The organism is Alloprevotella rava (assembly GCF_014195585.1).
Lineage (GTDB): Bacteria > Bacteroidota > Bacteroidia > Bacteroidales > Bacteroidaceae > Alloprevotella > Alloprevotella rava.
Window position 1 is genome coordinate 83535 of the sequence record NZ_JACICA010000008.1, and the last position, 26881, is coordinate 110415.

22 protein-coding genes are annotated in these 26881 nt (G+C 39.4%); 10 read left to right on the forward strand and 12 right to left on the reverse strand.

Annotation, left to right across the window (positions count from 1 at the left end; all coding sequences use genetic code 11):
* Positions 1-104: 104 nt before the first annotated feature.
* From FHS60_RS07690 to rplT, 5 genes are all read left to right on the forward strand, one after another.
* Positions 105-1898, forward strand: a complete 1794-nt coding sequence (locus FHS60_RS07690; RefSeq protein ID WP_183697268.1) for a M6 family metalloprotease domain-containing protein — start codon at positions 105-107, stop codon at positions 1896-1898.
* A 249-nt stretch (positions 1899-2147) separates the two neighbouring features.
* A complete protein-coding gene (thrS, locus tag FHS60_RS07695) occupies positions 2148-4097 on the forward strand; it encodes a threonine--tRNA ligase (protein ID WP_183697271.1) in 1950 nt (649 codons plus the stop codon).
* 152 nt (positions 4098-4249) lie between these two features.
* Entirely contained in the window at positions 4250-4888 is a 639-nt protein-coding gene (infC, locus tag FHS60_RS07700; RefSeq protein WP_183697275.1) for a translation initiation factor IF-3, read from the forward strand.
* Positions 4889-4962: 74 nt separating this feature from the next.
* The gene (gene rpmI / locus FHS60_RS07705) at positions 4963-5160 is read left to right on the forward strand and encodes a 50S ribosomal protein L35 (protein ID WP_009346414.1); all 198 of its coding nucleotides are present in this window, start codon (positions 4963-4965) and stop codon (positions 5158-5160) included.
* 92 nt (positions 5161-5252) lie between these two features.
* Positions 5253-5597, forward strand: coding sequence for a 50S ribosomal protein L20 (rplT, locus tag FHS60_RS07710; RefSeq protein WP_183697278.1), 345 nt, complete (start codon positions 5253-5255; stop codon positions 5595-5597).
* Positions 5598-5681: 84 nt separating this feature from the next.
* Here rplT and FHS60_RS07715 read toward each other — a convergent pair whose 3' ends face one another.
* The 8 genes from FHS60_RS07715 to FHS60_RS07750 form a co-directional block, all read right to left on the reverse strand.
* Complete coding sequence (locus FHS60_RS07715; RefSeq protein WP_183697281.1) at positions 5682-6449, reverse strand: ABC transporter ATP-binding protein; 768 nt, start codon at positions 6447-6449, stop codon at positions 5682-5684.
* Positions 6446-7192 carry an MlaE family ABC transporter permease gene (locus tag FHS60_RS07720; protein ID WP_009346417.1) on the reverse strand — a complete coding sequence of 249 codons (747 nt, stop codon included), beginning with the start codon at positions 7190-7192 and terminating at the stop codon, positions 6446-6448. The genes FHS60_RS07715 and FHS60_RS07720 overlap by 4 nt, the downstream gene beginning before the upstream one ends.
* A gap of 78 nt (positions 7193-7270) precedes the next feature.
* Positions 7271-8419, reverse strand: coding sequence for a diaminopimelate decarboxylase (gene lysA, locus FHS60_RS07725; RefSeq protein WP_183697284.1), 1149 nt, complete (start codon positions 8417-8419; stop codon positions 7271-7273).
* 13 nt (positions 8420-8432) lie between these two features.
* Complete coding sequence (locus FHS60_RS07730; protein ID WP_009346419.1) at positions 8433-9743, reverse strand: aspartate kinase; 1311 nt, start codon at positions 9741-9743, stop codon at positions 8433-8435.
* A gap of 9 nt (positions 9744-9752) precedes the next feature.
* Complete coding sequence (locus tag FHS60_RS07735) at positions 9753-10460, reverse strand: cell division ATP-binding protein FtsE (protein WP_183697287.1); 708 nt, start codon at positions 10458-10460, stop codon at positions 9753-9755.
* 101 nt (positions 10461-10561) lie between these two features.
* Positions 10562-13051: an alpha/beta hydrolase family protein gene (locus FHS60_RS07740; RefSeq protein WP_183697290.1), complete on the reverse strand. Its 2490-nt coding sequence runs from the start codon at positions 13049-13051 to the stop codon at positions 10562-10564.
* Positions 13048-13872, reverse strand: a complete 825-nt coding sequence (lptB, locus tag FHS60_RS07745; RefSeq protein WP_009346422.1) for an LPS export ABC transporter ATP-binding protein — start codon at positions 13870-13872, stop codon at positions 13048-13050. Before lptB ends, FHS60_RS07740 begins: the two co-directional genes overlap by 4 nt.
* A 106-nt stretch (positions 13873-13978) precedes the next feature.
* The gene (locus FHS60_RS07750; protein ID WP_183697293.1) at positions 13979-15652 is read right to left on the reverse strand and encodes an AMP-binding protein; all 1674 of its coding nucleotides are present in this window, start codon (positions 15650-15652) and stop codon (positions 13979-13981) included.
* A gap of 324 nt (positions 15653-15976) precedes the next feature.
* On the opposite strand from FHS60_RS07750, the gene FHS60_RS07755 reads away from it, so the two are divergent.
* From FHS60_RS07755 to FHS60_RS07765, 3 genes are all read left to right on the forward strand, one after another.
* Positions 15977-16900, forward strand: coding sequence for a glucosaminidase domain-containing protein (locus FHS60_RS07755; protein WP_183697296.1), 924 nt, complete (start codon positions 15977-15979; stop codon positions 16898-16900).
* A 181-nt stretch (positions 16901-17081) separates the two neighbouring features.
* Entirely contained in the window at positions 17082-18035 is a 954-nt protein-coding gene (locus FHS60_RS07760) for a hypothetical protein (RefSeq protein ID WP_183697299.1), read from the forward strand.
* Between the two features lie 49 nt (positions 18036-18084).
* Entirely contained in the window at positions 18085-19722 is a 1638-nt protein-coding gene (locus tag FHS60_RS07765) for a hypothetical protein (protein ID WP_183697301.1), read from the forward strand.
* 471 nt (positions 19723-20193) lie between these two features.
* Here FHS60_RS07765 and dapA read toward each other — a convergent pair whose 3' ends face one another.
* Entirely contained in the window at positions 20194-21090 is an 897-nt protein-coding gene (gene dapA / locus FHS60_RS07770) for a 4-hydroxy-tetrahydrodipicolinate synthase (protein ID WP_009346429.1), read from the reverse strand.
* A gap of 58 nt (positions 21091-21148) precedes the next feature.
* On the reverse strand, positions 21149-23158 hold the full coding sequence (ligA, locus tag FHS60_RS07775) for an NAD-dependent DNA ligase LigA (RefSeq protein WP_183697304.1): 2010 nt from the start codon (positions 23156-23158) through the stop codon (positions 21149-21151).
* A 71-nt stretch (positions 23159-23229) separates the two neighbouring features.
* Between ligA and trmD the strand changes: the two genes are divergently transcribed.
* Entirely contained in the window at positions 23230-23910 is a 681-nt protein-coding gene (gene trmD, locus FHS60_RS07780) for a tRNA (guanosine(37)-N1)-methyltransferase TrmD (RefSeq protein WP_183697307.1), read from the forward strand.
* A 92-nt stretch (positions 23911-24002) separates the two neighbouring features.
* On the opposite strand, the gene FHS60_RS07785 is transcribed toward trmD, so the two are convergent.
* Positions 24003-24593, reverse strand: a complete 591-nt coding sequence (locus FHS60_RS07785) for an OmpH/Skp family outer membrane protein (protein WP_183697310.1) — start codon at positions 24591-24593, stop codon at positions 24003-24005.
* Between the two features lie 367 nt (positions 24594-24960).
* Between FHS60_RS07785 and FHS60_RS07790 the strand changes: the two genes are divergently transcribed.
* Positions 24961-26481 carry an aminoacyl-histidine dipeptidase gene (locus tag FHS60_RS07790; RefSeq protein ID WP_183697313.1) on the forward strand — a complete coding sequence of 507 codons (1521 nt, stop codon included), beginning with the start codon at positions 24961-24963 and terminating at the stop codon, positions 26479-26481.
* 166 nt (positions 26482-26647) lie between these two features.
* On the opposite strand, the gene FHS60_RS07795 is transcribed toward FHS60_RS07790, so the two are convergent.
* On the reverse strand, positions 26648-26881 hold a 234-nt coding region (locus tag FHS60_RS07795; RefSeq protein ID WP_183697315.1), incomplete at its 5' end, for a transposase.

Genomic DNA, 26881 nt, shown 5'->3' on the forward strand with positions numbered 1-26881 from the left:
TAGATACATTTGTGCCCCTTCTGTATAAATATTTTGCTTTATGAAATGAAATTCATAATTTTGGCATCAGTAAGTCTTTTGAAAATGTTAATAGTAGAATAAAAATGAATAAGTTTTTTTGTCTTTTTATTGTCTCTTTTCTTTTTGCAATAACATCTTTGGCCGATACTCCTGCTCGCCCTGCATTTTTGTATCAACAAGCGGATGGCAGTGAGATTTCAGTTACATCGATATCTAAGGAGTCTTTTATTTATTATCTTACCCAGGATGCTAAAGTCTTGTTTTATAATTCGCAAAACAATAGTCTTTGCTATGCCATCTCTTCAGAAGATGGCTTTAAGTCGTCTCTCGTTGTGGCTCATTCAGTAAACAATCGAAATGAGGAGGAAACGCAATTTGTGACGAAATCTGCACTGAGTGAAGAGGTTTTGTCAAATCAATTTGTACCAAAGAGAATAGGGAAGAAATCATTTGCCACTATAAACTCTAATGGCTTAGGAACTTATGGCGTTTCAGGGAAAGGCTCGGTTAAAAGCATTGGCTCTCCGAAGATACCTATAATTATGGTGGAGTTTTCGGATACAAAATTCCAACCAACAACAACAAAAGAAAAGCTTACTCGCTTCTTTAATGAGTCTGGGTATAAAGATGAAAAGTATTGTAAAGGCAGCGTTCGTGACTATTTCATTTCTCAGAGTAATGGTCTTTTTTCTCCGAATTATGTGATTGTAGCAAAAGTAGAAGTTAGCTCCGGCTATGCTCATTATGGGGCCGATGAAAATGGGCGTCGAGATGTAAGATGTTTAGAGCTTGTTCAAGAAGCTTTGACAAAGGCTGATGCAGCAGGTGTTGATTTTTCTCAGTTTCTTGTTGATGGGAAAATTCCAATGGTTGGAATTTATTTTGCAGGAATGGGAGAACATAATACAGAACGCATAAGTGGTTACCAAAATTATCTTTGGCCGCACTTTCGGACTCTTGACACTCAGGATATAAAGGTAAAAGGATATAAGGTGGCTTCTTATTACGTGGGTAATGAAACAAATCCACAGTATGTTTCTAAGGTCTATTCTGGTAAGCAAGTTTTTGCAGGAATGGGCATTATGGTGCATGAATTTGGGCATGCTCTTGGTTTACCCGACTTTTACAATACTCGAGGAAAAGTTGTTGATGAGAAAGGTGATACCATTAAGAATATGGATTATTGGAGCGTGATGGATTATGGACAATATGCGTATAATGGCTATAGGCCTATTGGTTACAATGCCTATGAGCGTTCTGTATTGGGATGGCAACGCGTTGTGGATCTTAAAGATTCTCTTCAGTACAAACTTTATAGTTTTGCAAACGAATCTGTTGATAGCGTTTCATGTTATCGTATTGTAAATCCTGCTAATGACAAGGAATATTTCTTATTGGAGAATCGTCAAGTAGACACCTGGTATCCTTCTTTTATGGGAACAGGGTTGCTGATCACACATGTTGATTATAATCAGTCTGCGTGGGTGGCTAATATCTTGAATAATATCACAGATCATCCGCGTTTCACTTATGTTCCAGCTGATGGTAATAAGGCAGGGATTTATCTTGCATCTTGGGCTGGCTATCAAAATGATCTTTTTCCAGGAACTACAAACTCGTCTGAGTTCTCTGATGATAATCTGCTGTATTCTCGTTGGGCATCTGCTTATATAGGAAGATTTAAAACTCATTTATATAATATTGTAGTAAATAATGGTGTTGTGAGTTTCGACTATGGAAAAGTTCAGACAGGGCTTGGCTCTAGTGAGCAATTCCAAGCGAATTCAGAGGGAGTATATGACCTCCAAGGTCGCAAAGTTCAGCGTCCAGCTCATGGCTTATATATTCAGAATGGACGGAAAGTGTATATTAAGTAGACAGATATAGAGAATATATAACATAATCTACTAGGCAATTAGATTTTAGTTTGAATCTGATTGCCTAGTTTGTATGTAGAAACTGTGTGTTATGGAGAGTTTAGAAAAAATATATTTATTAGTTGGTATACGCTTTTGATGGAAACAAATTCTAGATGGAATGCAGAAAATATGCTGATTTATGGAAGCTAAATTTTGTACTTTTGTGCATTTGACCTAATTTTGCAGAAATGAATAAAAATGCGTAATATGATTAAGATTACTTTTCCGGATGGTTCTATCCGTGAATATGAAAGTGGCGTAACGGGACTTCAGATTGCCGAAAGCATTTCTCCCGCATTAGCACGCGATGTTGTTAGTTGCAGTGTGAATGGAGAAACTGTTGAATTGAATCGTCCAATCTTGAAGAATGCTACGATTGCGCTTTATAAGTTTAGCGACGAAGAGGGAAAATATACTTTTTGGCATACATCAGCCCACTTGTTGGCAGAAGCTTTGCAGGAATTATATCCTGGTATTCAGTTTGGTTTTGGTCCTGCTGTAGAAAATGGTTTCTTCTATGACGTAATGCCTGCAGACGGACAGACAATTTCTGAAAATGATTTCAGCAAGATTGAAGCTAAGATGTTGGAATTGGCGAAGAAGAATGAGCCTGTTGTGCGTAAAGAAGTGTCCAAGGAAAACGCATTGACAGAGTTTAAGGCTGATGGCCAAGTTTATAAATGTGAACACATTGATCAAGACTTGGAGGATGGAACTATTACAACTTATACTCAAGGTAAGTTTACAGATCTTTGTCGTGGTCCACACCTTGTATCAACAGGCTTAATTAAAGCTGTTAAGATAATGAGCGTTGCTGGTGCTTTTTGGCGTGGTGATGCGAAACGCGAGCAGATGATTCGTATTTATGGTATCACTTTCCCCAAGAAAAAGATGCTTGAAGAGTATCTAACTCTTTTGGAAGAGGCAAAAAAGCGTGACCATAGAAAGATTGGTAAAGAGATGGAACTCTTCATGTTCTCTGAGCGCGTAGGAAAAGGTTTACCTATTTGGTTGCCGAAAGGTACCCAGCTGCGTTTGGGCTTGCAAGAAATGTTACGAGGCCTATTGAAACCATACGACTATCAAGAAGTAATAACTCCAGGTATTGGCGGAAAGAATCTCTATGTTACTTCTGGTCACTATGATCATTATGGGAAAGATGCTTTCCAACCCATTCATACTCCAGAAGAAGATGAGGAATATATGCTTAAGCCGATGAACTGTCCTCATCATTGCGAAATCTATTCTCGCAAGCCACGTTCCTATAAAGATCTGCCTCTTCGCGTTGCAGAGTTTGGTACCGTATTTCGTTATGAGAAGAGCGGTGAGCTCCATGGCCTAACGCGTGTGCGTACTTTTACTCAAGATGATGCTCACATCTTTGTGCGTCCTGATCAGGTAAAGGCAGAGTTTAAAGCAGTCATTGATATAATCTTGAAGGTCTTCAAAACATTCAATTTTGAAAATTATGAAGCTCAGATTTCGCTGCGTGATCCAAAAGATACAGAGAAGTATATTGGTTCTGATGAAATTTGGGAAGAAAGTGAGAATGCCATTCGAGAAGCTTGTCAGGAAATGGGCCTTAATGCGCATGAAGAAATAGGTGAGGCTGCTTTCTATGGACCTAAGCTTGACTTTATGGTGAAAGATGCCTTAGGACGTCGTTGGCAGTTGGGTACAATCCAAGTTGACTATAATCTTCCTGAGCGTTTTGAACTAGAGTATACAGGTGAGGATAATAAAAAGCATCGTCCTGTGATGATCCACCGTGCTCCGTTTGGTTCTTTAGAGCGTTTCGTTGCTGTTCTTATAGAACATACAGCAGGCAAGTTTCCTCTGTGGTTAACTCCTGAGCAATGTGTGGTTCTCCCTATTTCGGATAAGTTCAATGGCTATGCTGAGAATGTGCGTCATGAGTTGCAGATTTTAGGTATTCGTTGTGAAACTGATTCTCGTAGCGAAAAAATTGGTAGAAAGATTCGTGATAATGAAATGAAGCATACCCCGTACTTGTTGATTGTTGGTGAGAAGGAGGCTGCTGAAGGAAAAGTCAGTGTGCGCCGCCAAGGAGAAGGTGACAAGGGAGTTATGTCTATTTCAGAATTTGGTCAGTTTATTCTTGCAGAGGTAGCCAAAGAAAAGGCGAATCTGTTATAAGTATCTATCCGCTGAGCAGAAATAGCTATATACGAGAAGGATAAAGCAAAAATTCAAAGAAATGCTTTGTCCTTCTCTTTTTCTTTCATAAATTTGCAACCGCTTTTGGGAAATAGTACCCTGAGTTCAATATTAACATCAATATTAGTAAATTGAAGAACGACAAGAATAAGTTGCAGTACCGCATTAACAGACAGATTAGAGTCCCTGAGGTACGCATTGTTGGTGATGAGGTGGATAGTCAGGTTATCTCAACTCGTCAAGCGTTGCAACTTGCGGAGCAAAAAGGTTTAGATTTAGTTGAAATTTCGCCCAATGCTGCGCCTCCAGTATGCCGTATTATTGATTATAGCAAGTTCCTTTATCAGCAAAAGAAGCACCAAAAGGAATTAAAAGCTAAGCAGGTGCGGATGGAAGTGAAAGAGATTCGATTCGGTCCACAAACGGATGATCACGATTACAACTTTAAGTTGAAGCATGCTAAAGGCTTTCTTGAAGAAGGTAACAAGGTTAAAGCTTATGTGTTCTTTCGTGGACGTTCCATCTTGTTTAAAGAGCAAGGAGAAGTTCTTCTTCTTCGATTTGCCAATGACTTGGAAGAATTTGGGAAGGTAGAACAAATGCCTGTTTTGGAAGGGAAAAGAATGACTATTTTTATTTCTCCCAAGAAAACGCTAGTTAAAAAAAGTATAAAGGCTGAAGACTCACTTGATAAGGAGGAACGTAAGGCTCCACAGCAAAAGGCTAAGAAGGAGTATACGGGCCCTAAAATTGAGGGTGAAGATTTCTAAGTAAAAGAAAGTGCGCGCTGTGTTTGGTATATCACTCAGCCGCCTATTAATTCATACATTTAATATTAAAAGCAATGCCAAAAGTTAAGACTAATTCCAGTGCAAAGAAAAGATTTGCTCTTACTGGAACGGGCAAAGTGGTACGCCGTCACGCTTATCACAGTCATATTCTGACAAAGAAGACAAAGAAACAAAAGCGTAACCTTGTTCATGTAGCAATCGCCGACAAGACGAATGTGAAGCAAGTTCGAGAACTTCTTTGTCTCCGTTAAAATTAGTTCATTTAAAAGTTTAACCGGTTGTTTAGCTCCAAAGACCGATAACGACAGTTATGCGGCGCTAAGCTCCAAAAAGAATTAAAAAAATGCCAAGATCAGTAAATCACGTTGCATCTAGAGCAAAACGTAAAAGAATTCTGAAACTCACTCGCGGTTACTATGGTGCTCGCAAGAATGTTTGGACTGTAGCCAAGAATACTTGGGAAAAAGGTCTTACATACGCCTTCCGTGACCGTCGTTCTAAGAAGCGTAATTTCCGCGCTCTCTGGATTCAGCGAATCAATGCTGCAGCACGTCTTGAGGGACTTTCTTATTCTCAGTTGATGGGAAATCTTCACAAGGCTGGTATCGAAATTAATCGCAAAGTTTTAGCTGACCTTGCAGTTAATAATCCTGCTGCTTTCAACGCAATTGTTGCTAAAGTAAAGTAAGAATAGCAATAAATAGAAAAAGGTACAACCTCTTTTGAGGTTGTACCTTTTTCTATTTAATCTTCTCTTTAATATATAGTGAATTTATTTGTTTGACTCAGTCATTTCATTACGTACTTTTCTGAAGAGATCAGATGCAAAGACAAAAGAATTTAGACGCTCGTTGTCTGAATTTATAATTTCGTCCTTAGTTCCTTCCCATTCTTTATGCCCTTTATAAATATATAGGATGTGTTCGCCAATACCCATCACTGAGTTCATATCGTGTGTGTTGATAATTGTCGTCATGCCACTCTCTTGTGTAATACTATGAATCAATTCATCAATGACCAAAGAGGTTTTTGGATCTAAACCAGAATTTGGTTCATCACAAAATAGATATTTAGGGTTCATAGCAATTGCGCGTGCAATTGCTACACGTTTCTGCATACCTCCAGAAATTTCCTCTGGATATTTAGCCTTTGAATCTAGCAATTTTACTAGATCAAGGCAGTATTCTGCTCGTTTTTTTCGCCGAGCATAATTTTCATCTGAGAACATGTCAAGCGGAAACATTACATTTTCTAAAACGGGCATTGAGTCGAATAATGCTGCACTTTGGAAGATCATTCCCATTTCTCGACGAAGTAAAGCACGTTCCTTCTTCTTCATATTTACAAAAGATCGTCCATCATATATGATGTCTCCCTTTGTAGGGGCAAAGAGGCCTACTGTACACTTTATCAGAACAGTTTTTCCTGAGCCACTTTGTCCGATTATTAAATTGGTTTTACCATTTTCAAAGGTCGTAGAAATGTCTTTTAATACGTTTTTATCCTCAAATGATTTGTGTAGATGTTGTAGTTCTATCATGACAGAAGTCGCGTTAAGAAGAGATCCGAAAAAAGAATTAACATACTGCTGGACACTACAGCATTAGTAGAAGCTTTACCTACATCAATAGAACCTCCCTCTACTGTATAGCCGAAGAAAGATGAGACACTTGAAATAATAAATGCAAAGAACAGAGACTTAATGACTCCCATCCAAAAGAACCAACTTTCAAAGTCGTGTTGTAAACCTGCTGTAAGGTCAGATGCTGTAATTACATGACCAATCCAAGCTGTGCAGTAGGCACCTAAAATACCGCTTCCAGTGCTGAAGATTACCAAGAATGGCATCATAGTTAAGAGGCCTATAATCTTAGGTAATATTAAGTAGTTTGCAGAATTAACGCCCATGATATCGAGTGCATCTATCTGTTGAGTTGTTCTCATTGTACCTAGCTCAGAAGCAATATTGGAACCTACTTTCCCCGAGAGGATAAGACACATAATACTACTTGAGAACTCCAGTAGCATAATCTCACGTGTTACATACCCAGATACCCATAACGGCATCCAAGCACTTTGTATATTCAGTTTGATTTGAATACATATGACCGCACCTATAAAGAATGAGATTAGCAAGACAATGCCAATGGAATCTACTCCGAGTTGAGCCATCTCTTTTAGGTATTGTTTTCCGAACATTATCCAATTATCTGGGCGTCCAAATGTTCGTCCCATCAATTCTATGTATCTTCCAAATCGAGTTAGAAATTTTTGTATGAGCATAATAGGTCAATTATTTTAGCAAAAGTACGAATAAATATATTGTCTTTTGGCTGAATGCAGCCCGAAAGTTTCTGAATATTACTCTGAAATAATACTATTAGGTAGTGGACGACAATTATATTGACTGGCCATAATTTCCCCATAGGCACCAGCAGAACGAAAGGCAATCAAATCTCCACGTTTTCCTTCTGGCATATTGAAGTCTTTTATAAATACGTCACTGCTTTCACAAATAGGCCCTACGATATCATATTTTTCCACCTTTTGTGCAGTTGTTGTAAGATTTTGTACAAGATGAAATGCATCATACATAGCTGGGCGTATGAGGTCAGTAAAACCTGCATCAAGTATTATAAATTTTTTGTGGTGTCCTCCTTTAATATATAGGATTCTACTGATCAAAGTTCCACATTGTGCAACTATGCTACGGCCTAATTCAAAATGTACCTGTTGTCCTGATCGTAATTTGAGATGTTGACGAAATGTATTTACGTATTTTTTGAAGTCTGGAATAAGGTGCTCATCAGGATGTTCGTAGTCAACCCCTAATCCTCCTCCAACATTTATACTTGAAGTTTTTATACTCTCCGCATCTAATTGGTCTTGAAGTTCGTTAATGCGTTCTGATAAAACAGCAAAGGAGGAGCAGTCAAGAATTTGGCTGCCAATATGAAAATGTAGCCCCATATAATTTATATAGGGAAGGGATTTGGCCTCTTTTACAGCAGAGACCATATCTTCCATCGCTATTCCAAATTTGTTTTCGTTGAGTCCTGTTGTAATTTTTGCGTTAGTATGTGCATCTATATTAGGAGTAATTCTGAATGCAATATTTGCTCTTACTCTTAGCTCTGCAGCTAAGTCATTAATGACATATAACTCAGGAATACTTTCTACATTAAAACAGCTAATTTGTGCTTCTAAAGCAAGCTTTATTTCCCAATCGGCCTTCCCAACTCCTGCAAAGACAATGCTGGAAGCTGGAAAACCTGCAGCTAGAGCTGCTTTAATTTCTCCACCACTTACACAATCAGCTCCAAGTCCAGATAGGCTAATCTGTTTTAGAATTTTGGGATTAGTATTGGCTTTAATAGCATAATGTAGGTGGTAGTTATCATATTCCTCTACCGCTCTTTTAGCTGCCTCTAAAGTGTTTTGGAGAATCCTTAAATCGTAGTAGTAGAAAGGAGTTGTTTGTTGCTGAAACCGATCTATAGGGAATTGCATATCTTATGGCTTGTCAATTAAAGAGTTTAGCACTAAGAGCAATCAGTGCATTTTTCTTATCTTGCTCACGCACAAGGAAAGATATATTGTGATTGGAGCCGCCATAACTGATCATACGTACAGGAATATTAGCCATTGCTTCAGAAACACGGGATTCAAAACCAATGTTCCCCCAGCGTAGATCACCAACTATACAAATAATGCACATATCTTCATCCACTTCGACAGTTCCGTATTTCTTAAGTTCTTCAATAATTTGCGTCAGTTGGCTTTTGTTGTCAATACTCAAAGAGACGCCAACTTCAGATGTTGTAATCATATCGATGCTAGTCTTATGGATTTCAAAGATTTCAAAAACTTTTGAAAGGAAACCAGTAGCGAGTAACATGCGTGAGCTGACAATCTTGATAGCGGTAATGTTATCTTTTGCAGCGACTGCCTTAATTTTATTAGGCATCATATCATTATTGATGACTGTTCCTGGAGCCTTGGGATTCATTGTGTTCAGCAATTTTACAGGAACACCTGCATAGCGAGCAGGTTGAATACATGTGGGATGGAGAATTTTTGCCCCAAAATATGCTAATTCGGCTGCTTCTTCAAAATTGAGTTGGCGGACAGCTTCGGTCTTTTCTACAACTCGAGGGTCATTGTTGTGCATACCATCGATGTCTGTCCAAATCTGAATTTCTTCAGCTTTCAGTCCTGCACCAATGAGGCACGCAGTATAGTCTGAACCGCCACGCAGCAAGTTATCTATCTCACCTATTGCATTGCGAGCAATGAATCCTTGAGTAATGTAAAGGTCCGCAGGATTTGCTTGGAGGAGTTCGCTCAAATGCTCTTTAATATAAGGAAGGTCTGGCTCACCATTTTCACTAAGTCGCATATAAGATAGTGCAGGGAGAAGTTTTACTTTAACTCCTTGTTCAGCAAGGTAGTTAGTAACCATATTGGTACTAATAATTTCACCTTGTGCAACAATTGTTTTTTCTACGGTATCAGAGAAAGAAACGCTTGCAAACGAATGAAGAAGGGTAAATTCCTCATCAAGAAAACTCAGAGTTCGTTGTTTCCATTCTCCAGAAGAGTAGAGATCTTCTATATGCTGTGCATATTTGGAGCGCAGTTGGTTGATGACTCCACTAGCTGCTTCTGGATTTCCTTTTTTGAAATAATCGGCAATTTCAACCAAGCTATTTGTTGTTCCAGACATTGCTGATAATACTATAATATTTCCTTTCTCTTGCGTAATGAGGCTGCATACTTCTTTCATTCGCTGCGGGGTTCCTACTGAGGTGCCGCCAAATTTCTGTATTTTCATAATTCTGTTTTAATCTAATTCAATGGGAGTATTGTATTCGTTACTCACGTCTTTAATTGAAGTTCCTTCTATCCGGTATACAATACCAGGAAAGCGTCCGAGGTAGTTAAGATTGTGGGTAACCATTAAGACAGTGGTTCCTTGTTCACGGACGTCTCTCAGAAGTTGTACAATTCTATAGCCTGTATCTTGGTCAAGGTTACCTGTTGGCTCGTCAGCTAGGATGATACGCGGCTTATTAAGAAGTGCACGAGCTATACTAATACGTTGCTGTTCACCACCAGATAGTTCATGTGGAAATTTATCTTTCTTATCAATGAGTTTTACTAGATTAAGAACTTCTCCTATGCGTTGGAGACGTTCGTCTTTTTTCTTCCATCCAGTGGCCCGAAGTACAAAATCAAGATTGTCGCCAACTGTTCTATCATGTAAGAGTTGGAAATCTTGAAAGACAATTCCTAATTGCCGACGTAGTTCAGGCAAGTGACTACTTTTTATGGTTGATAGATCAATATCTAAGATGTTGGAGATAACTTCTTCTGTGCTTGATTTAGTAATCGGAAGCTCACCATAAAGCGTTTTTAGCAAGGAACTTTTTCCTGAACCAACGCTGCCGGTGATATAGACAAACTCGCCTTCTTCTACATAGAATTCTACGTTTTTTATGAGTATTTTATCTCTGTGGGCAATATCTATATTTTTTAGTTCGATGAGCATAATATAGTTGTTTTTTGTTGTCTTATTTTTTAAGAATGTCTTTATTAGCCCTTCTCTAAGACGTATTGTTACTATTTATATGAGATATGATTGTAACTCCCTCATTTATTAATGATGCTTTTTTTCTCGTTTTTGTCAAAGCAGTCTCCGGGATAGAGAGAATTCCACCACTGGGGCTCATCTTTCAGCCACATGGCAAACCATGCGTTGATAATTTCCTGCCATGCCATTCGGCTCTTGAACTTACTGATGACATGATTTTCTCCATCAAAAGTGACATAAGCTGTTGGACGATTCAAAATTCGTAGAGCAGTATATAATGCTTGACTTTGATTAGTAGGAACATTTGTGTCATCTGTTCCATGTAATAATAATAATGGAGTATGAATTTTGTCAGCATTATAGAGAGGACTGTGTTTTACGAATAGGTCTGGATTAGACCAAGGGAAACTTCCATATTCAGCTGTCTCTCCGTAGGTGTACCCCCAGTAGCCACCGCCCCAATATGCCGTAATATCACTGATTCCGGCATGACTAATGGCTGTCGCAAATATATCCGTTTTTGTTTGTAAGTATTGTGTCATAAATCCTCCGTAAGATGCTCCCATACAACCTATTTTCTTTGGGTTAACGAAAGAATGTTCAGTGCAGAATTTTTTTACACCTTCAATAATGTCATCACTGCTCTCATCGCCCCACGTATTCACATGGCGAGCTGCAAACTCTTGACCGAATCCAGTTGCACCACTGGGCTCAAGAATAAGTACGATATAACCCTGACTTGTTAGAGCAGAGAGAGGCCAAAAACCTTCAAGATTCTTACTAGTTGGAGAGCACCCTCCGTAATAATAAACAATCATTGGATACTTCTTTGACGCATCAAAATTTGCGGGGAGATAGTAGAAGTTATGAATAGTATCTCCACGCGAGGCTTTGAAGTTCCAATCGATGCATTTAGGTAGTGCTACATCTTTCATCTCTTTTTCGAAGTTGATCTCACCAATTTTATTCATCTTTTGTCCTGCAATACCAAGGTACATTTGGCGCGCAATCTCTCCGCTTTGCCCCGTGACAAGTAGCAAAGGTTTACTACTATTTTCAGCAAAAGAGTATTGTTGAACGTTTGTGATGGGGAGATTTAGTCGTTCTACTTTTTGTGTTTTTGGATTGAGACAAAAAAGTGAAACATTAAATCCATCTTCTGTATTAAAATAAATCTTTCCATCGCCTCTTAACCATTGGTAGTTCTTTACGTTGGGTTTGAAGTTTTTTAGTAGAGGAGTTACTTTTCGGCTTGCAATATCATAAAGATAAAGACGATAGTCAAAAGAGTTTGGGATTTGATCGGGTTTTACTTCACATCCTATCTTGTTAAAGGACCAAGGAGAGGCTTTGACAAGAAGTTGTTGACCATCTGGAGAATAACTAGCAGAAGAGATAAAAGGTTGTTCGCTGATAAGGGTGTCGACTTTTAATGTTTGAACCTCCATCTCCAGAATTGTCTTCGTATCAAAAGGCCTCTTACTGGGCGTCATTTTGTTCCACGCAAAGAGAATTTTCTTACCATCTGATGAGATGTTGTAAAGATTTACACTGCGATCACCAAACGTAAGACGTTGCATTTGTTTTGTCTTTAGGTTGTACATAAATAGGTCTGATCGATCGCGCCAGCCTGGTATGCGGTCATCGGGATCTATGATGCGTTTAGTTCCTTCTAGATCAGTACTACCTTTTTGTTCTTTGTTATAGATGAGGTAGTCCATTGTTGGACTCAAGGTAAAATTGCCTTCTGGAATATTAGTGGCAATAAGTATTTCTTCAGAAGTTTCCAAATTGATACTAAAAAGATTTGTATTCCCTTTCTCATCTTTTCTTGTGGTGTATAGTTTATCTGTCGCTGGAATCCATTGCGGCATCACGAAATCATTGTATTGACGGATGATTTTCTGTGTCTTAGCTTCTTTTATGTAAGTCTTATAGGTGGCACTTCCGTCTTTGCGTGTATGATATATAGAGTAGGAGATATAGTGTCCATTTGGAGAAACAGATGCTCCCCAGTAGTGTGGTCCCAAGAGTATATCTTCTTGACTCCACAGATGTTTTCCTGGAGCGTTTACTTGTAATCCTTTTAGATCTTTACCCTCAATTTGTACAAAGAAAGAGTCTTTATTCGTCTTATTGGTAAGGCACAATAATTCAATAGTTGTATCTCCAGGCTTAAGTCGTAGAGAATTATTCGCTTCTTGACCATTAACATACGTTGTATGGTAAGCGAGAGTTCTGACGTTTAGCTTTGCGGAAATAAATCTGTCTGTTCTTAATTTAAAGCGCAGGACACGCATTGTAGGAGCTTCAGCAGCAAGCGCAGCACCTCTATGGATTGTTCCCATAGATTTCTCTTGTAAGAGGGCTGTGTTGTTATTGAAGAACTCTTGTTGATTGAAAGTCTGACCTTTTTGGTTCTTTTCCGATACGATATAAGGAGAGGAAAATGTTACTGGCCCAACCATTTCTGCCTGCTTCACTTCAATGGTGTCTGCAAAGGATGTAAGGGGAGTAGCCAGTAGGAGAGTTGCAAGAAAATGTTTCATATCTTTTGTTCCTTTTGTTCTCGCTGTTCTTCCATTAGTTGGAAGTCTTTTTTGCGTAATTTGAATGAATTGGTAAGATATTTGTCGCGAACTGTTTGATTGCTCGCTAATTCTTCAGGAGTACCGTGGAAGAGAATACGTCCCTCGAATAGCAAATACGCTCTATCTGTGATGCAGAGAGTTTCTTCTACGTTGTGGTCTGTAATAAGAATACCGATATGTTTATCCTTCAGTTTCCAAACAATATACTGAATGTCTTCAACAGCAATTGGATCGACGCCAGCAAAAGGTTCATCAAGCATAATGAATTTTGGGTCGATGGCCAGACAGCGAGCAATCTCTGTTCTGCGCCGCTCACCTCCCGATAATTGATTACCATGATTCTTTCGAACTTTTTGGAGGCGGAATTCAGAAATAAGACTTTCCAATTTTTCTTTTCTGTATTCTAGAGGCTGACCTGTCATTTCCAAAACTGACATGATATTGTCTTCAACGCTCATAGTGCGAAACACACTAGCTTCTTGGGCCAAATAACCAATACCATAACGTGCTCGTTTATAGACAGGATATGTTGTGATATCGTGCTTGTTTAGGTAAATATGCCCTGCGTTCGGAACAACCAATCCCGTAGTCATGTAGAACGATGTCGTTTTACCTGCTCCATTCGGGCCAAGAAGACCTACAATTTCGCCTTGGTGTACTTCAAAAGAGACACCATTAACGACCGTTCGTTTTCCATATTTCTTCACCAAGTGTTCAGAGCGAAGAATCATGCTGTCGTTTTGTGCTAGTTGGTCAAGATCTTTTTGAATATCATTCATATAAAGAAAATTTGTTGCGAAGTTAAAGAAAAATCCCCGTCTTCAGAAAGAAAACGGGGATAATAACATTATAATTTGTGGGTATTTATTCTTCGAAAGATGCTTTTTAGATTTCTGCATCTGCATAGAGGAAACGTTTGATACTACGTTTGGGCGTTTTTTCAAATTCCTCTTGATAAATTTTTATGCCGGAAAGTTGCTCGTAATTATTTACAATGGAGTTCAATTCCTTTCTGTTTTGTTCCATTTGTGCTGCAAGCATTTCATCGTCCAAACCATCTTTTTGCGCTTCTTCGAAATCAGGATAGACTAAACCGTAGAGTTTGTCACCTTTTTGAATTACGATGGATTCGCTTATATAGGGCAGTGTGTTTAGTTTATCCTCAATCTCTTCAGGATAGATGTTTTGTCCGCTTGAGCCAAGTAGCATATTTTTAGAGCGACCGCGGATGTATAAGAAACCATCTGCGTCAAGCACTCCTAAATCACCCGTATGGAACCAACCTTCACTGTCAATGACTGCTTCTGTAGCTTCTTGGTTCTTATAATAGCCCAACATGACGTTAGCACCACGTACCATGATTTCGCCAACAACATTTTCTGAATCAGGACTATCAATCTTTATTTCCATGTGGGGGACAATGCGGCCACAAGACCCTAGTGGTAACTCCTTCCAATCTGCATATGAAATAATAGGGGCGCATTCGGTTGCACCATATCCCACAGTGTAATTAAAACCGATCTTATGGAGTAATTGTTCGATTTCGCTGTTAAAAGCAGCACCACCAATAATAATTTCATAGAAGTTTCCACCGAATGCATTGTATAGCTTTTCGCGGATCCTTTGACGAATCTTATCGCTGATAACAGGCAAGCGAAGTAGCAGTTTCATGCTAGGTGTTTGCAATTGTGGAAGTACAGCTTTACGGATAATCTTTTCGATGATAAGCGGAACACTGATGATTAAATCTGGCTTTACTTCTGCAAAAGCTTGGAAAATAATTTTGGGGGACGGTAGGCGCGTAAGGAAATATATATGTGTGCCACTCAATACTTCATAGAAGAATTCGAAAGACATACCATACATATGTGCCATCGGCAGGATACTAATGATTTTTGAACCTGGTTTAATGATGTGTCCTAAGGCTTTTTCTGCAAAGTCCATATTAGACCACAATGCACGATAGGGAATCAATACACCTTTTGAATTACTAGTTGTTCCGCTAGTGTAATTCAAAATAGCAAGTCGGTTGAGGTCATCGGCAGCTTTATATTTGACGTGTTCTGCACGGAAGTATTTGGGGTATTTTTCACCAAACATCTTGTTGAGCGTTTCACGTGCTTCAGTTAGTGATTCGCTGCGACTTACCAAAAGGCTATAGTCAGGGATATTGATTATACCTTCCAATTTGGGCATCTCGTCTGCATTGATAGTTGGCCATACTTGATCGCCAACAAAGAGCAGTCTAGCATCAGAATGGTTAACTATATCATGAACCTGTGGCGCCTTAAATTCGTGAAGAATGGGGACGGCAACAGCTCCGTATGTTAGAACTGCTAGAAAAGCGCTAGCCCAAGCTGAACTATTGCGTCCGCAAAGAGCTATGTTGTCGCCTGGCTTAATGCCCGCATTTTCAAAAAGGATGTGGAGTTTCTCAATTTTTCTAGCAACATCGTGATATTGTAATGTGCTGCCTTGATAGTCGGTGAAAGCATCTCGATTCCAGTTGTCCTTAATGCTTTTCTCAATAAGTCCAACAAAGTCTTGATATTCAGTCATAGCTGTTTTGTAGAATTAAAACTATTTTTTTTGCTCATTGTGGTAATTTGTGTGCAAAAGTAGTGCTTTTTCTTTATTTATCAATAAAATATGTGGAATAATATAATTTTTAGCTTCTCGAGTCGTTGTTTTTTCTGGCTACAATGAACTTTCAGCAATTTTTATATGAATAAACTTCGGGATTACCTGAAGCATTTAGTCGTTTTGAGAGAAAATTCGATAAAACATTTAATTTATATGAAAAAAGAATAGGAGAATGAGGGAATAATGAAATAATCGATAGAAAAATTTGTTTTGTATACTACATCTTGTAATTTTGCATTCATGAGAAGAATTGTGTTTTTATTATTATTTTGCTTAGCTGCTTTCTATGCAAAGGCTCAAAATGAGGCTTATAGGCAATATATCAATACATTTAAGGGAGTTGCCATTGAGCAGATGCGGCGCTATGGTATTCCTGCTAGTATTACTTTGGCTCAAGGTTTGTTGGAGAGCGGAGCTGGAACTAGTTTTTTAGCAATAACGGCTAACAATCATTTTGGCATCAAGACAGGTGGCACATGGGACGGAGCTTTTGTATTTAAAGATGATGATAAACAAGGAGAACGTTTTAGAAAATATGAGAGTCCGCTACAGAGTTATGAGGATCATTCTTTGTTTTTATCTACGCGAAGTAGATATGCATCTCTTTTTCAGCTTGACAAACTTGATTATCAAGGTTGGGCGAGAGGCTTAAAGACTGCAGGGTATGCTACAAACCCGAAGTATGCTGATAAGTTGATAGGGTTGATTGATTTATACGATTTAACTCAATATGATCGTATGTCTTTTTCTGAACCACCTGTAGTTGTTGCAGATGAAGGCCCCCGTATATTCCCAACTGTAATAACTACAAATTCAACTGTAAGGATTATCCGCCAATGTAATGGGCTTCGCTATGTTGTGGCTAATGCTGATGATAGATTAGAACTCATTTCACAACAAACAGGCGTATCAGAACACCAACTTAAAAAGTTTAATGAATTACCAGGACACTATGTGTTAAAAGCTGGCGATATAATTTTTCTTGATAAGAAAGGCAAGCGTGCTGCAAGTGTATACAAAAATCGTCAGCACAAAGTACAAGCAGGAGAAAGTCTATATTCAATAGCCCAGCGTTATGGGGTTCAGCTGAAGTATCTCTATAAAATGAATAATTTTCCCTATTCTTATCAAGCAAGGGTGGGAGATGAAATTCGTGTGTATTAAGGTGGATTTTTTATGGAGTAATTCTTGTAGATTAAAATGTACTCAGAATACTACTCTCTCAAGGTCTACGGATTAGTAAATACATTGGAAATAAAAGATAATTTAACAAGACGGAGTGTAACTTTTATATAGTTCTCGCGTCTCCTTTTTAGATAAGAAAAGAATAAATAATAGCAAAATTATGAAGAAGTCGCTTCTATTTTTATCATTTGCCTGCATAGGTGTCATAGGCGGCTATGCACAAGACGATGTCTACTTTGTGCCTAATGGGCAAGAAACAAATGAGAATGAGTCGAACTCTTCCTACCAAAGAATAGAGAAAGACAATAATTCTACATGGTATGAAGGCCGTAGAAGTAAGCGTAGTGTGGACGAATATAATCGCCGTGGACCTAGATCTAAATCTTCCGACTCGGCTTATTATGGTAGTGAAGACTACGATCCAGATGGAGAGTATACAGCACGTATAGTTCGTTTCCATTCACCACGCATGGTAATAGTGGCAAGTCCTTACTATTGGGATTTCTATGATAGCTATCTATACGATCCTTGGTTCTCTTCTTCTTGGTATTGGAACTCGCGCTGGGGATGGAGTGGCCGTTATGGTTGGTATGATCCTTGGTCTTCTTGGACTTGGGGTGGTTACTATAATCCTTATAATCCGTATTGGGGTTGGAGCTATTCCTACTGGGGCTGGGGGAATCCTTATTGGAACTACTACACCTGGAATTCTGGTCTACGAGGCTGGCGCGACACAAATCGCGGAGGCTGGGGGGGGCGTCGAGATTTTGATGCTCGCAAAACATCTGCTTCTGTGAGTGGCTCGCGTGGTAGTTTTGCAGGACGCCGAACAGGTTTCGAGGGAACTACGATGAGCAACAATCGCAGTTTTGGAAATCGTTCTAATGCCTCTTCCAATAATCGTTCCTTTGGTAATCGTTCATTCGAAAGTCAGCAGCAACCACAGCGCCAGTCTGTTCCACGTATGGAAACTTCTCCCAATCGAAGCTTTGGACAACCAGCAGGTGGATCCTTTGGTGGCGGTCGCAGTTTTGGGAATAGCAGTGGCGGTTTCTCTACTGGTGGCGGAGGTAGCGTAGGTGGTAGTGGCGGAGGCCGTACTTTTGGCCGCTAATGAGTTTAGGTAACAATCAATGTTGCTTAGTTTACTAAAAAGATAATTAATGATGAAAAGAACACATTTGCTTTTGGTAGCGCTTGTTTTAGTGCTTCCGTTGAGCGCGCAGGATATCTACAAGGTTGAGAGCTTCTCTAGTGAAGATCTTAATGGAACAGCACGTTATGTTGGTATGGGTGGAGCTATGAATGCTCTGGGAGCAGAAATTTCTACTATGAGTGTGAACCCTGCAGGTATAGGTCTTTATCGTCGTAGTGATTTCTCTATGACAGGAAGTCTGTTGATGGAAAAAGACGCAAAACGTTTCAACGATATAGGTAGAAGTCGAGCAAGTTTTGACCAGATAGGTTTTGTTTGGTCTACTCCAACTCGAGGCAATAGCTTGAAGTTTATGAATTTTGGTTTCAACTATCGTAAGAGCCGGAATCTGAAAAATTATATCGGAATCGAGAATATTTCTACAAATGGTGCTTCGCAAGCTATAAGTGCTGCTAATCTCGGATATATGTATGGAGGGGACTATTATACGCAAAATACTAACGGTTCTCTTTCTTTCAAAATGCCATTGACGGATGCGGCTTATAATTCCTATATGTTGGAACCTACTTTTAAAGCAGGGTCAACAACAGCTGTAGATTCCTGGAATCCGACAAATGCTAATGTATATAATTACTATCGTGAGCAACACGGCGGTATTCATGAATTCGATTTCAATCTAAGCTTTAATTTCAATAATAGCTTATATGCAGGTCTCACTATGGGAGTGTACGATGTAGATTGGAATAGTCATCTTTTTTACAACGAAGGTATTGCTGACGGGGCTGGTAAGATGCATGATTATTTCATGAGTAATGATGAAACAATTAATGGCAATGGTTTCGATTTGAAACTGGGTGTTATATTCCGCCCTATAAAGAATTCTCCGTTCCGTATAGGTATGGCATTCTCTACTCCTACATGGTATAACTTGACAGGTAATAACATCGTATTGATGAACTCTCCTTTTGTTGCAGTGGGAAGTACTAAGACGGAGACACAGGCAGGATACCGCACAGGTGACTTTGACTATAAGATTCGCACCCCATGGAAGTTGAATGTGAGTATGGCAACAACTATTGCCAATCGTTTGGCTTTGGATGCAGAATATGAATATAAGCATTTACCTGCTGCAAGTGTACGCTTTGCTAGTTATAATCCCGATATTTACGGAGGTTCTTGGAGCAGTAGTTATCGTGATGCAGCGATCGACAATCAGATTGACACATGGTTGCGTGGACAACACACGTTGCGCTTAGGTGCAGAACTGTGCTTAGATGCTAATTTTTCAACTCGCGTAGGTTATAACTATGTTAGTAGTCCTTTCAATGATGGCGCATTCTTAAATCTTTACCCTAATGCAGGTACTTCCTATAAGGATAGCGAGTCCTTGCTCAATGCTACGGGTACGGACTATGTGAATATAGGAGGGACAAATCGTTTTACTTTGGGGGTTGGATACCATAAGAAGAATTTCTATGCAGATCTTGCTTATCAATATCAGCAGCGCAATATGACAGTTTATCCGTTCCACGATACAATGGAATATACCTCTGACTCGCAGATTGCAGCAGACCATGGTGTTCAAGGTCAGAAATTGAAGAATGTTCAAAATCGCTTAATGCTTACTGTTGGATGGAAGTTCTAAACAAATAAGAAGAAACATCTTTCTGGAGTTTCTCTTATTTCAAATAAGTTGGTAGTCACAATTCTTTTAAAGAAATGTGGCTACTTTTTTTGATTTGTATCTCCTGTTGATACGACTGCTTATTGTTTATAATGCATTGAAATATAGAACGATATATGAGTAAAAATATCTTTATTGTAGTTCAGAATATCCTTATTAAGTCAGTAGATACAATAAGGCTATCCGCTGACTCCCTTATCTATTTGTATCAAGGACATAAGGTGTATCGTCCTTTAGGACAATAATTCCACAGTGAATAAGAGGGGTTGCCTGTAGCCATTGAAAATAGAGGTGATTGCTGGGATATAGAGACGTGGAGGATTACTTCACCTTCTTGCACTTTGAGATGCTATATTAAGGTATAAATATCTACAATAGCAGTAAAGTTCCCATAAACAAGAAAAAACTGTTTATACTGTTATTTTCATGACTTTAAAGTTGTTCAACCTTAAAATTCGCAGCAAGGAGTTTAATGCGTTTCTCTGTCTCTTCAGTTACAGGAACGAGTGGTAGCCGGAGTATATTTTCTGCCTTATCTAGAGTTTTTAGGAGGCATTTAATTCCTGAAGGATTTCCATTTATACTCATTAGTTTATAAAATTCGTTGAACTTGCGGTGAAGTTTCAAAGCCTCCGTATATTCCCCTTTTTGTGTATGGTGAATCATATCGCCAAACTCTTTTGGGTAGGCATTGCCTATAACAGAGATGACACCTTTCGCTCCAACAGTCATTAGCTCGAAGGTTATAGAATCGTCGCCACTTAGTACGTCGAATCCTTCTGGAGCATTGTCAACGATGTCTTCAATCTGATCAATCTTTCCACTTGCTTCCTTGATGGCAACAACATTTTCACAATCTTGTGCAATACGAAGTGTGGTTTGCGCGGTAAGATTAACACCCGTTCTGCCAGGAACGTTGTATAGAACAATGGGGAGCGGACTTGCTTCACTTATGGCTTTGAAATGCTGATAAAGTCCTTCTTGTGTTGGCTTATTATAGAACGGACAGACAACAAGAATACCATCAAATCCAGAAAGTTCTTCAGTCTTTAAGAAGTGGCAAACTTCAGCTGTATTATTGGTACCACATCCAAGGAGAAGGGGTATGTCTTTTCCTGCAGTTCCTTGCACAGTTTTTCTAATAGCAATTTTTTCTGTGTCACTAAGAGTTGGTGTTTCGGCTGTTGTTCCTAGTACGCAGAGGAAGTCTGCGCCCGATGCAAGTTGATCAAGCACAAGAGTGCGAAGTGTGTTCAACTCAACATGACCTTCTTTGTCGAATGGTGTAGCAACGGCTATGCCAAAGCCGCGGAAGGGATTATGTCTCATAATATGGCTCTTTCTATGAATTTATGTATTTGCAAAAGTGTGATGTGTATGAAGCTCTTTATGGATTTTTCCTAATGATTTTTAAGAATTCTTCTTCTGTAATTAGTGGTATATTAAGAGTTTCTGCCTTCTGGCGTTTACTGGCTCCCATTTTTTCTCCCATTAGTACAAAAGCTGTGTTTTTTGAAATGCTGCTAGCGTTTTTACCGCCATGATTTTCGATAATCGTTTTGTATTCTTCTCGCGAATGAGTGCTAAATGTGCCGCTTATCACAATGGTTTTGCCTTTAAGCTCTTCGCCCAACGACTCTCTCTTCTTAATAGCCATTTGGACGCCATTGCTTTGGAGTCGTTCTATTGTTTCTTTATTGCGTGATTCTTTGAACCATGCAACAACACTTTGAGCTATCACTGGTCCTATTCCTTCTACTTGTAGCATATCCTCCAATGTGGCAGATTCTATAGAATTGATGTTGTTAAAATGCCGAGCGATGGTTTGGGCAACTACTTTTCCGACGAAACGGATACCTAAAGCAAAAAGAACTCGCTCAAAGGGTTGTTGTTTGCTTTTTTCAATAGCTCCAATAATTTTTTGTGCGGAAATAAGTCGACCTTTATCTGCGCCTGCAAGGTCACTAATTGTGAGTTTATATAAGTCTGCCACAGTTCTAATAAGACCTCGTTCAAAATAGTCATCAATAGTTTCTGGTCCCAATGAATCTATGTTCATTGCATCGCGACTTATGTAATGCTCAATCTTACCTTTTAGTTGTGGAGGACAAGCCGTATCGTTGGGACAATAGTAGGCTGCTTCACCTTCATAGCGAACGAGTGTCGTACCACACTCTGGGCAGGTGGCAGCAAAGCAAACTTTCTGTCCAAGGTCTGAAGTGCGTACTGATTTATCCACATCAACAATTTGGGGGATAATTTCACCAGCTTTTTCAACATACACATAGTCGCCTATGTGTAGGTCAAGTTTAGAAATAATATCTGCATTATGAAGAGAGGCCCTTTTAACTATTGTTCCTGCTAATTGGACAGGCTCCATAACAGCCACGGGAGTGACAGCTCCTGTTCGGCCTACTTGGTAGGTTACTTCTGTGAGTTTTGTGCGTGCTTTTTCTGCTCTAAACTTATAGGCTATAGCCCACCTTGGTGATTTGGCCGTGAATCCTAATTGTTGTTGTTGCTTGAGAGAATCAACTTTTAGGACAATACCATCTGTTGCTACTGGAAGGTTTTTACGTTCAATATCCCAATAGTCTATGAAGTCATAGATTTCTTCTAAAGAATGCGCAAGTTTTGTATGCTTCGAAACTTTAAATCCCCATTCTGCCGCCATTTTCATATTAGCATAATGGCTTGTTGTTGGAATTTCTGGGCCTAATAGATAATAAAGATAGGCGTCAAGTTTGCGTTTAGCTACCGTTCTAGAGTTTTTACTTTTGAGTGTTCCAGAGGCAGCATTACGTGGATTTGCAAAAAGTGGTTCTTCATTTTTTGCACGCTCTTCATTGAGTGCTTCAAAGCTCATCCAAGGCATGAGAATTTCCCCTCTAATTTCAAATTCTTCGGGATAGTTTACATCATGGGAGAGTTGAAGGGGGATACTTTGTATTGTGCGCACGTTGTCGGTGACATCATCTCCTTGAATTCCATCGCCGCGGGTAACACCTCGGATCAGTTGTCCTTTTTCATACCATAGAGAGATGCTAAGCCCATCAAACTTTAGTTCGCAACAGATTTCAAAGGGTTCTCCATTAAGGCTAGTACTTACTCTGTTATAGAACTCGGCCACTTCTCCACGATTGTACGTGTTTCCTAGGGAAAGCATAGGGTAGCGGTGAGCCACTTGCTTGAAATCGTGGTTTAGGTCAGAGCCTACGCGCTGAGTAGGGGAGTTAGCATCAAACAAGTCTGTATGCCGAGCCTCTAATTCTTGAAGCTCATGCATAAAACGATCGAATGTCTCATCGTCAATCTCAGGAGAGTTTTTGACGTAGTATAAATAATTATGTCGATGCAGCTCCTTACGGAGGAAAGCAATTCTTTCTTCTTCACTCATAACAAAGGCAAAAATACGGAAAACTGGGAAAAAAGAAGTACTTTTGCAAGTAAAATAATAAGAAGAGGAAGATGCGTATAGATATTATTACGGTATTACCAGAGATGCTTTCAGGATTTGTTAATACCTCCATCTTAGCTCGTGCTCAGAAGAAGGGCTTGGCAGAGATTTATATACATGATTTGCGTGATTATACAAAGGATAAGCATCGCCGTGTAGATGATTATCCTTATGGAGGGTTTGCCGGCATGGTAATGCAGTGTCAGCCTATAGATGATTGTATTTCTGCGCTGAAAAAAGAGCGTGGTTACGATGAGGTTATTTTTACTACGCCCGATGGTGAGACTTTTGACCAGCCCATGGCCAATAAACTTAGTCTTCACCAGAATCTCATCGTATTGTGTGGACATTATAAAGGAATAGACCACCGCATTCGTGAGCATCTTATTACAAAAGAAATTTCTATTGGTGACTACGTATTAACAGGTGGAGAGATAGCTGCGGCTGCCATTGTAGATGCTGTCGTACGTCTTATTCCAGGGAGTATCTCAGACGAACAAAGTGCATTGAGCGATTCTTTTCAAGATAACCTTCTCTCTGCTCCTGTTTACACGCGCCCAAGTAACTATAAAGGCTGGGAAGTTCCTGAAATTCTTTTGAGTGGTAATGACGCTAAAATTAAGGAATGGGAAATGCAGCAAAGTTATGAACGAACGCTCAAACTTCGTCCTGATTTATTGCATAAAGATTGAATTCATATAAATAGTAAAGGCGCACATTTTTCTTATGTGCGCCTTTACTATTTATATAAACTTATCGGGATTCGATAAGTGGTTTTTATTGATTACTTCTTATATTGCTTGTTAAGACCTTCAATAACTTCGTCTGTAATATTCAGTGAAGGCTCAGCATAGAGAATATTGGATGTTGCTGCACTGTTTGTGAGAATCATAGCGTAGCGGCCGTCTTTATTATACTCTTTCAAGTACTCTTTCACGCGGCGGTGGAATTCTTCGTAGTACTCACTTGTTGCTTTCTCCATTGCCGCAGAGTATTGCTGTTGGTGCTGCATGTACGTTTGTTGCTTCTGCTGACCACTAGCCATTGCACGCTTGTATTCCTCTTCGCTTTTGTAAACACCTTTCTGTGCATTACGCTGGACTGTAGAAGCTAAATTTGTAAGCGCGTTTTCTTCTGACTGAAGCTTCTGCTGGTAAGAAGTCTGCTTTTGCTTTAGAGCTTCTGTTTGGTCAATACAATATTGGTATTTCGTAGCAAAGCTATCCAATTCCACATAGGCAATGTTGCCTCCTTTTGTTTCTTGAGTCGAAACCTTTGCGAGACCATTTTCTTTGGGCTGGGTACTTTTGTTTTTGTTGTTACAGCTGGTTGCCATCAGTGTGAGAGCAGCCAACATTAAAGTTGCATATTTCATTACTGTTATTATTTTGATTTCTCTGATACTGCGAATCTGTTATGACTACGCTCTTTCTTTTCCATATCTCGGTAGCAAGTGATACCTTGGTCGTTCATTGCCTTGTTTCCTTCTATATGTGTGTGAACAAATTGCTTACCAAGCAATAATCTGACACCAAGAAGTAAGATACTAATGGCTACTATCAATATCAATATCAATAGTGTTTTTATCATCTGGTACTCTTTTTATTTAAGCCGCAAAGTTACGCTAAAAGTGGAATAATCTCTAATATTTAATGATTTTTTATTATTTCTCTGCGTCAGAAGTCTTGAACATTTGAAATAGTTCCTAAATTTGCATTATACTCAATTTATAAAAACAACTTATGGAAAATAAAGATTTACAACCGAGAGTGGTCTTCGATTGTTTTGCGATGGTGAATAAAGTACCTCGTCCTTCTAAGCACGAAGAAAAAATGGCTGAATTCCTTTTGAATTTTGGTAAGGAATTGGGTTTAGAAACAAAAATAGATGAGACAGGGAATGTTTCTATCTTTAAGCCTGCCACTCCAGGGTATGAGAATCGCGCTACTGTTGTACTGCAAAGCCATATGGATATGGTTTGCGAGAAAAATGCAGATGTAGATTTTGACTTTAAGAATGATGCCATTCAAACTTATGTTGATGGAGAATGGCTGAAGGCTAAAGGAACTACGCTGGGCGCTGATGATGGTATTGGCGTTGCTATGGAAATGGCGCTACTACAATCCTCGGAAATAGAGCATGGTCCTATCCAGTGTATATTTACACGTGATGAAGAGACTGGTCTTTCTGGTGCTTTTGGTATGAAGTCCGACTTTATGGAAGGCGACTACCTTATCAATCTTGACTCTGAGGACGAAGGACAAATCTTTGTGAGTTGTGCTGGTGGTGCCAATACTATTGCTGCTTTCCCCTTCACTAAGGAAGCTCTTCCCGCGGGCTTTGATACGTTCCGTGTCCTAGTTAAGGGACTGATGGGGGGGCACTCTGGTGACGATATCAATAAGAAGCGTGCAAATGCTAATAAATTGTTGCTGCGTTTCCTTTGCGATGAAATGGAGAAAACAGATCTCCGTCTTGTAGATATTCAAGCTGGTGGTCTTCATAATGCCATCCCACGTGAGGCTGAAGCCATTTGCGCTGTTCCCTCTTCTTTTAGCAAACAGTTGCAAGAGGATTTGGCGGTGTTCCAAGATGAGATAAAACATGAATTCTCTGAGACGGAAAAAACGATAATGGCTGCTATCACTTCTGAAGCTGCTGCTGAAATGGCTCAAGCTCCAGCCGAAAGTCGCAAGATGTTATTGGCATTACGTGCTGTTCACAACGGAGTTTTTGCAATGAGCCAAACCATTGACAACTTTGTAGAGACAAGTTCAAACCTTGCCAGCATCCGCTTGATGACTCCTGAACAAATTGCTGCAAATCCTGAATTGGCTTTCTTTGCAGCATCGCAGAAAGAACCTGCTGTAGTGGTCATCACAAGCCAGCGTTCTAGCATTGAGAGCAATCGTCGCAATATGAGCGCTATGGTTCGTGCTGCTTTCGAGTTGGGAGGTGCACAAAATATCAAGACTGGTGACGGCTATCCAGGCTGGACAACTAATCCGAGCAGTATTCTCGTGAAGATGGCTGTTGAAGCCTATAAAGAACTCTTCAACAAAGAACCTCAAGTATTAGGTATCCATGCTGGTTTAGAGTGTGGCTTGTTCAGCGTGAAGTATCCTCACATGGATATGATAAGCTTTGGCCCAACTCTTCGCGGTGTGCATAGTCCCGATGAACGCTTGCTCATTCCTACTGTTCTTATGGTTTGGGATCACCTTTGTTTACTTTTGAAGCGAATCCCAGAAGCTAGTAAGTAAGCTCTTTATATAAGCAGATTTTTAGTTCAGAAATTAACTAAAAATCTGTTTTTTGTAATTCTACAGTTTCTTATATACTTTTATACAATTTTCTCTCTTAAGTTATGATGTTTAATACTTCTAAGAGTGTTGTATGGAATATCTCTAATTCAGGATTATTCTTGGTTCATCCCCGAATTGCGTTGGTGTTATCCTTAAGTCCCATTAAAAGCAGCTTAAAATAGAGTTGATCTCTATATCCATATGCTCTTCTTTTCATCACCTTGATTTTATTATTGATTCCCTCCAGCATTGCATTAGTAACCGGTGCATCGTACCACGCCAAAATTCCACTACGTTTAGCCTTTATTGTATTGGCAACTTTTATGAAAGGAGTTAGTTTAGTTTCTTTCGCTCTTTC

Bases quoted from the DNA above. Each gene is read 5' to 3' on its own strand.
- FHS60_RS07690 (WP_183697268.1), top strand. From the start codon at position 105: ATGAATAAGTTTTTTTGTCTTTTTATTGTCTCTTTTCTTTTTGCAATA.
- thrS (WP_183697271.1), top strand. From the start codon at position 2,148: ATGATTAAGATTACTTTTCCGGATGGTTCTATCCGTGAATATGAAAGT.
- rpmI (WP_009346414.1), top strand. From the start codon at position 4,963: ATGCCAAAAGTTAAGACTAATTCCAGTGCAAAGAAAAGATTTGCTCTT.
- rplT (WP_183697278.1), top strand. From the start codon at position 5,253: ATGCCAAGATCAGTAAATCACGTTGCATCTAGAGCAAAACGTAAAAGA.
- FHS60_RS07715 (WP_183697281.1), bottom strand. From the start codon at position 6,449: ATGATAGAACTACAACATCTACACAAATCATTTGAGGATAAAAACGTA.
- FHS60_RS07720 (WP_009346417.1), bottom strand. From the start codon at position 7,192: ATGCTCATACAAAAATTTCTAACTCGATTTGGAAGATACATAGAATTG.
- lysA (WP_183697284.1), bottom strand. From the start codon at position 8,419: ATGCAATTCCCTATAGATCGGTTTCAGCAACAAACAACTCCTTTCTAC.
- FHS60_RS07730 (WP_009346419.1), bottom strand. From the start codon at position 9,743: ATGAAAATACAGAAATTTGGCGGCACCTCAGTAGGAACCCCGCAGCGA.
- FHS60_RS07735 (WP_183697287.1), bottom strand. From the start codon at position 10,460: ATGCTCATCGAACTAAAAAATATAGATATTGCCCACAGAGATAAAATA.
- FHS60_RS07740 (WP_183697290.1), bottom strand. From the start codon at position 13,051: ATGAAACATTTTCTTGCAACTCTCCTACTGGCTACTCCCCTTACATCC.
- lptB (WP_009346422.1), bottom strand. From the start codon at position 13,872: ATGAATGATATTCAAAAAGATCTTGACCAACTAGCACAAAACGACAGC.
- FHS60_RS07750 (WP_183697293.1), bottom strand. From the start codon at position 15,652: ATGACTGAATATCAAGACTTTGTTGGACTTATTGAGAAAAGCATTAAG.
- FHS60_RS07755 (WP_183697296.1), top strand. From the start codon at position 15,977: ATGAGAAGAATTGTGTTTTTATTATTATTTTGCTTAGCTGCTTTCTAT.
- FHS60_RS07760 (WP_183697299.1), top strand. From the start codon at position 17,082: ATGAAGAAGTCGCTTCTATTTTTATCATTTGCCTGCATAGGTGTCATA.
- FHS60_RS07765 (WP_183697301.1), top strand. From the start codon at position 18,085: ATGATGAAAAGAACACATTTGCTTTTGGTAGCGCTTGTTTTAGTGCTT.
- dapA (WP_009346429.1), bottom strand. From the start codon at position 21,090: ATGAGACATAATCCCTTCCGCGGCTTTGGCATAGCCGTTGCTACACCA.
- ligA (WP_183697304.1), bottom strand. From the start codon at position 23,158: ATGAGTGAAGAAGAAAGAATTGCTTTCCTCCGTAAGGAGCTGCATCGA.
- trmD (WP_183697307.1), top strand. From the start codon at position 23,230: ATGCGTATAGATATTATTACGGTATTACCAGAGATGCTTTCAGGATTT.
- FHS60_RS07785 (WP_183697310.1), bottom strand. From the start codon at position 24,593: ATGAAATATGCAACTTTAATGTTGGCTGCTCTCACACTGATGGCAACC.
- FHS60_RS07790 (WP_183697313.1), top strand. From the start codon at position 24,961: ATGGAAAATAAAGATTTACAACCGAGAGTGGTCTTCGATTGTTTTGCG.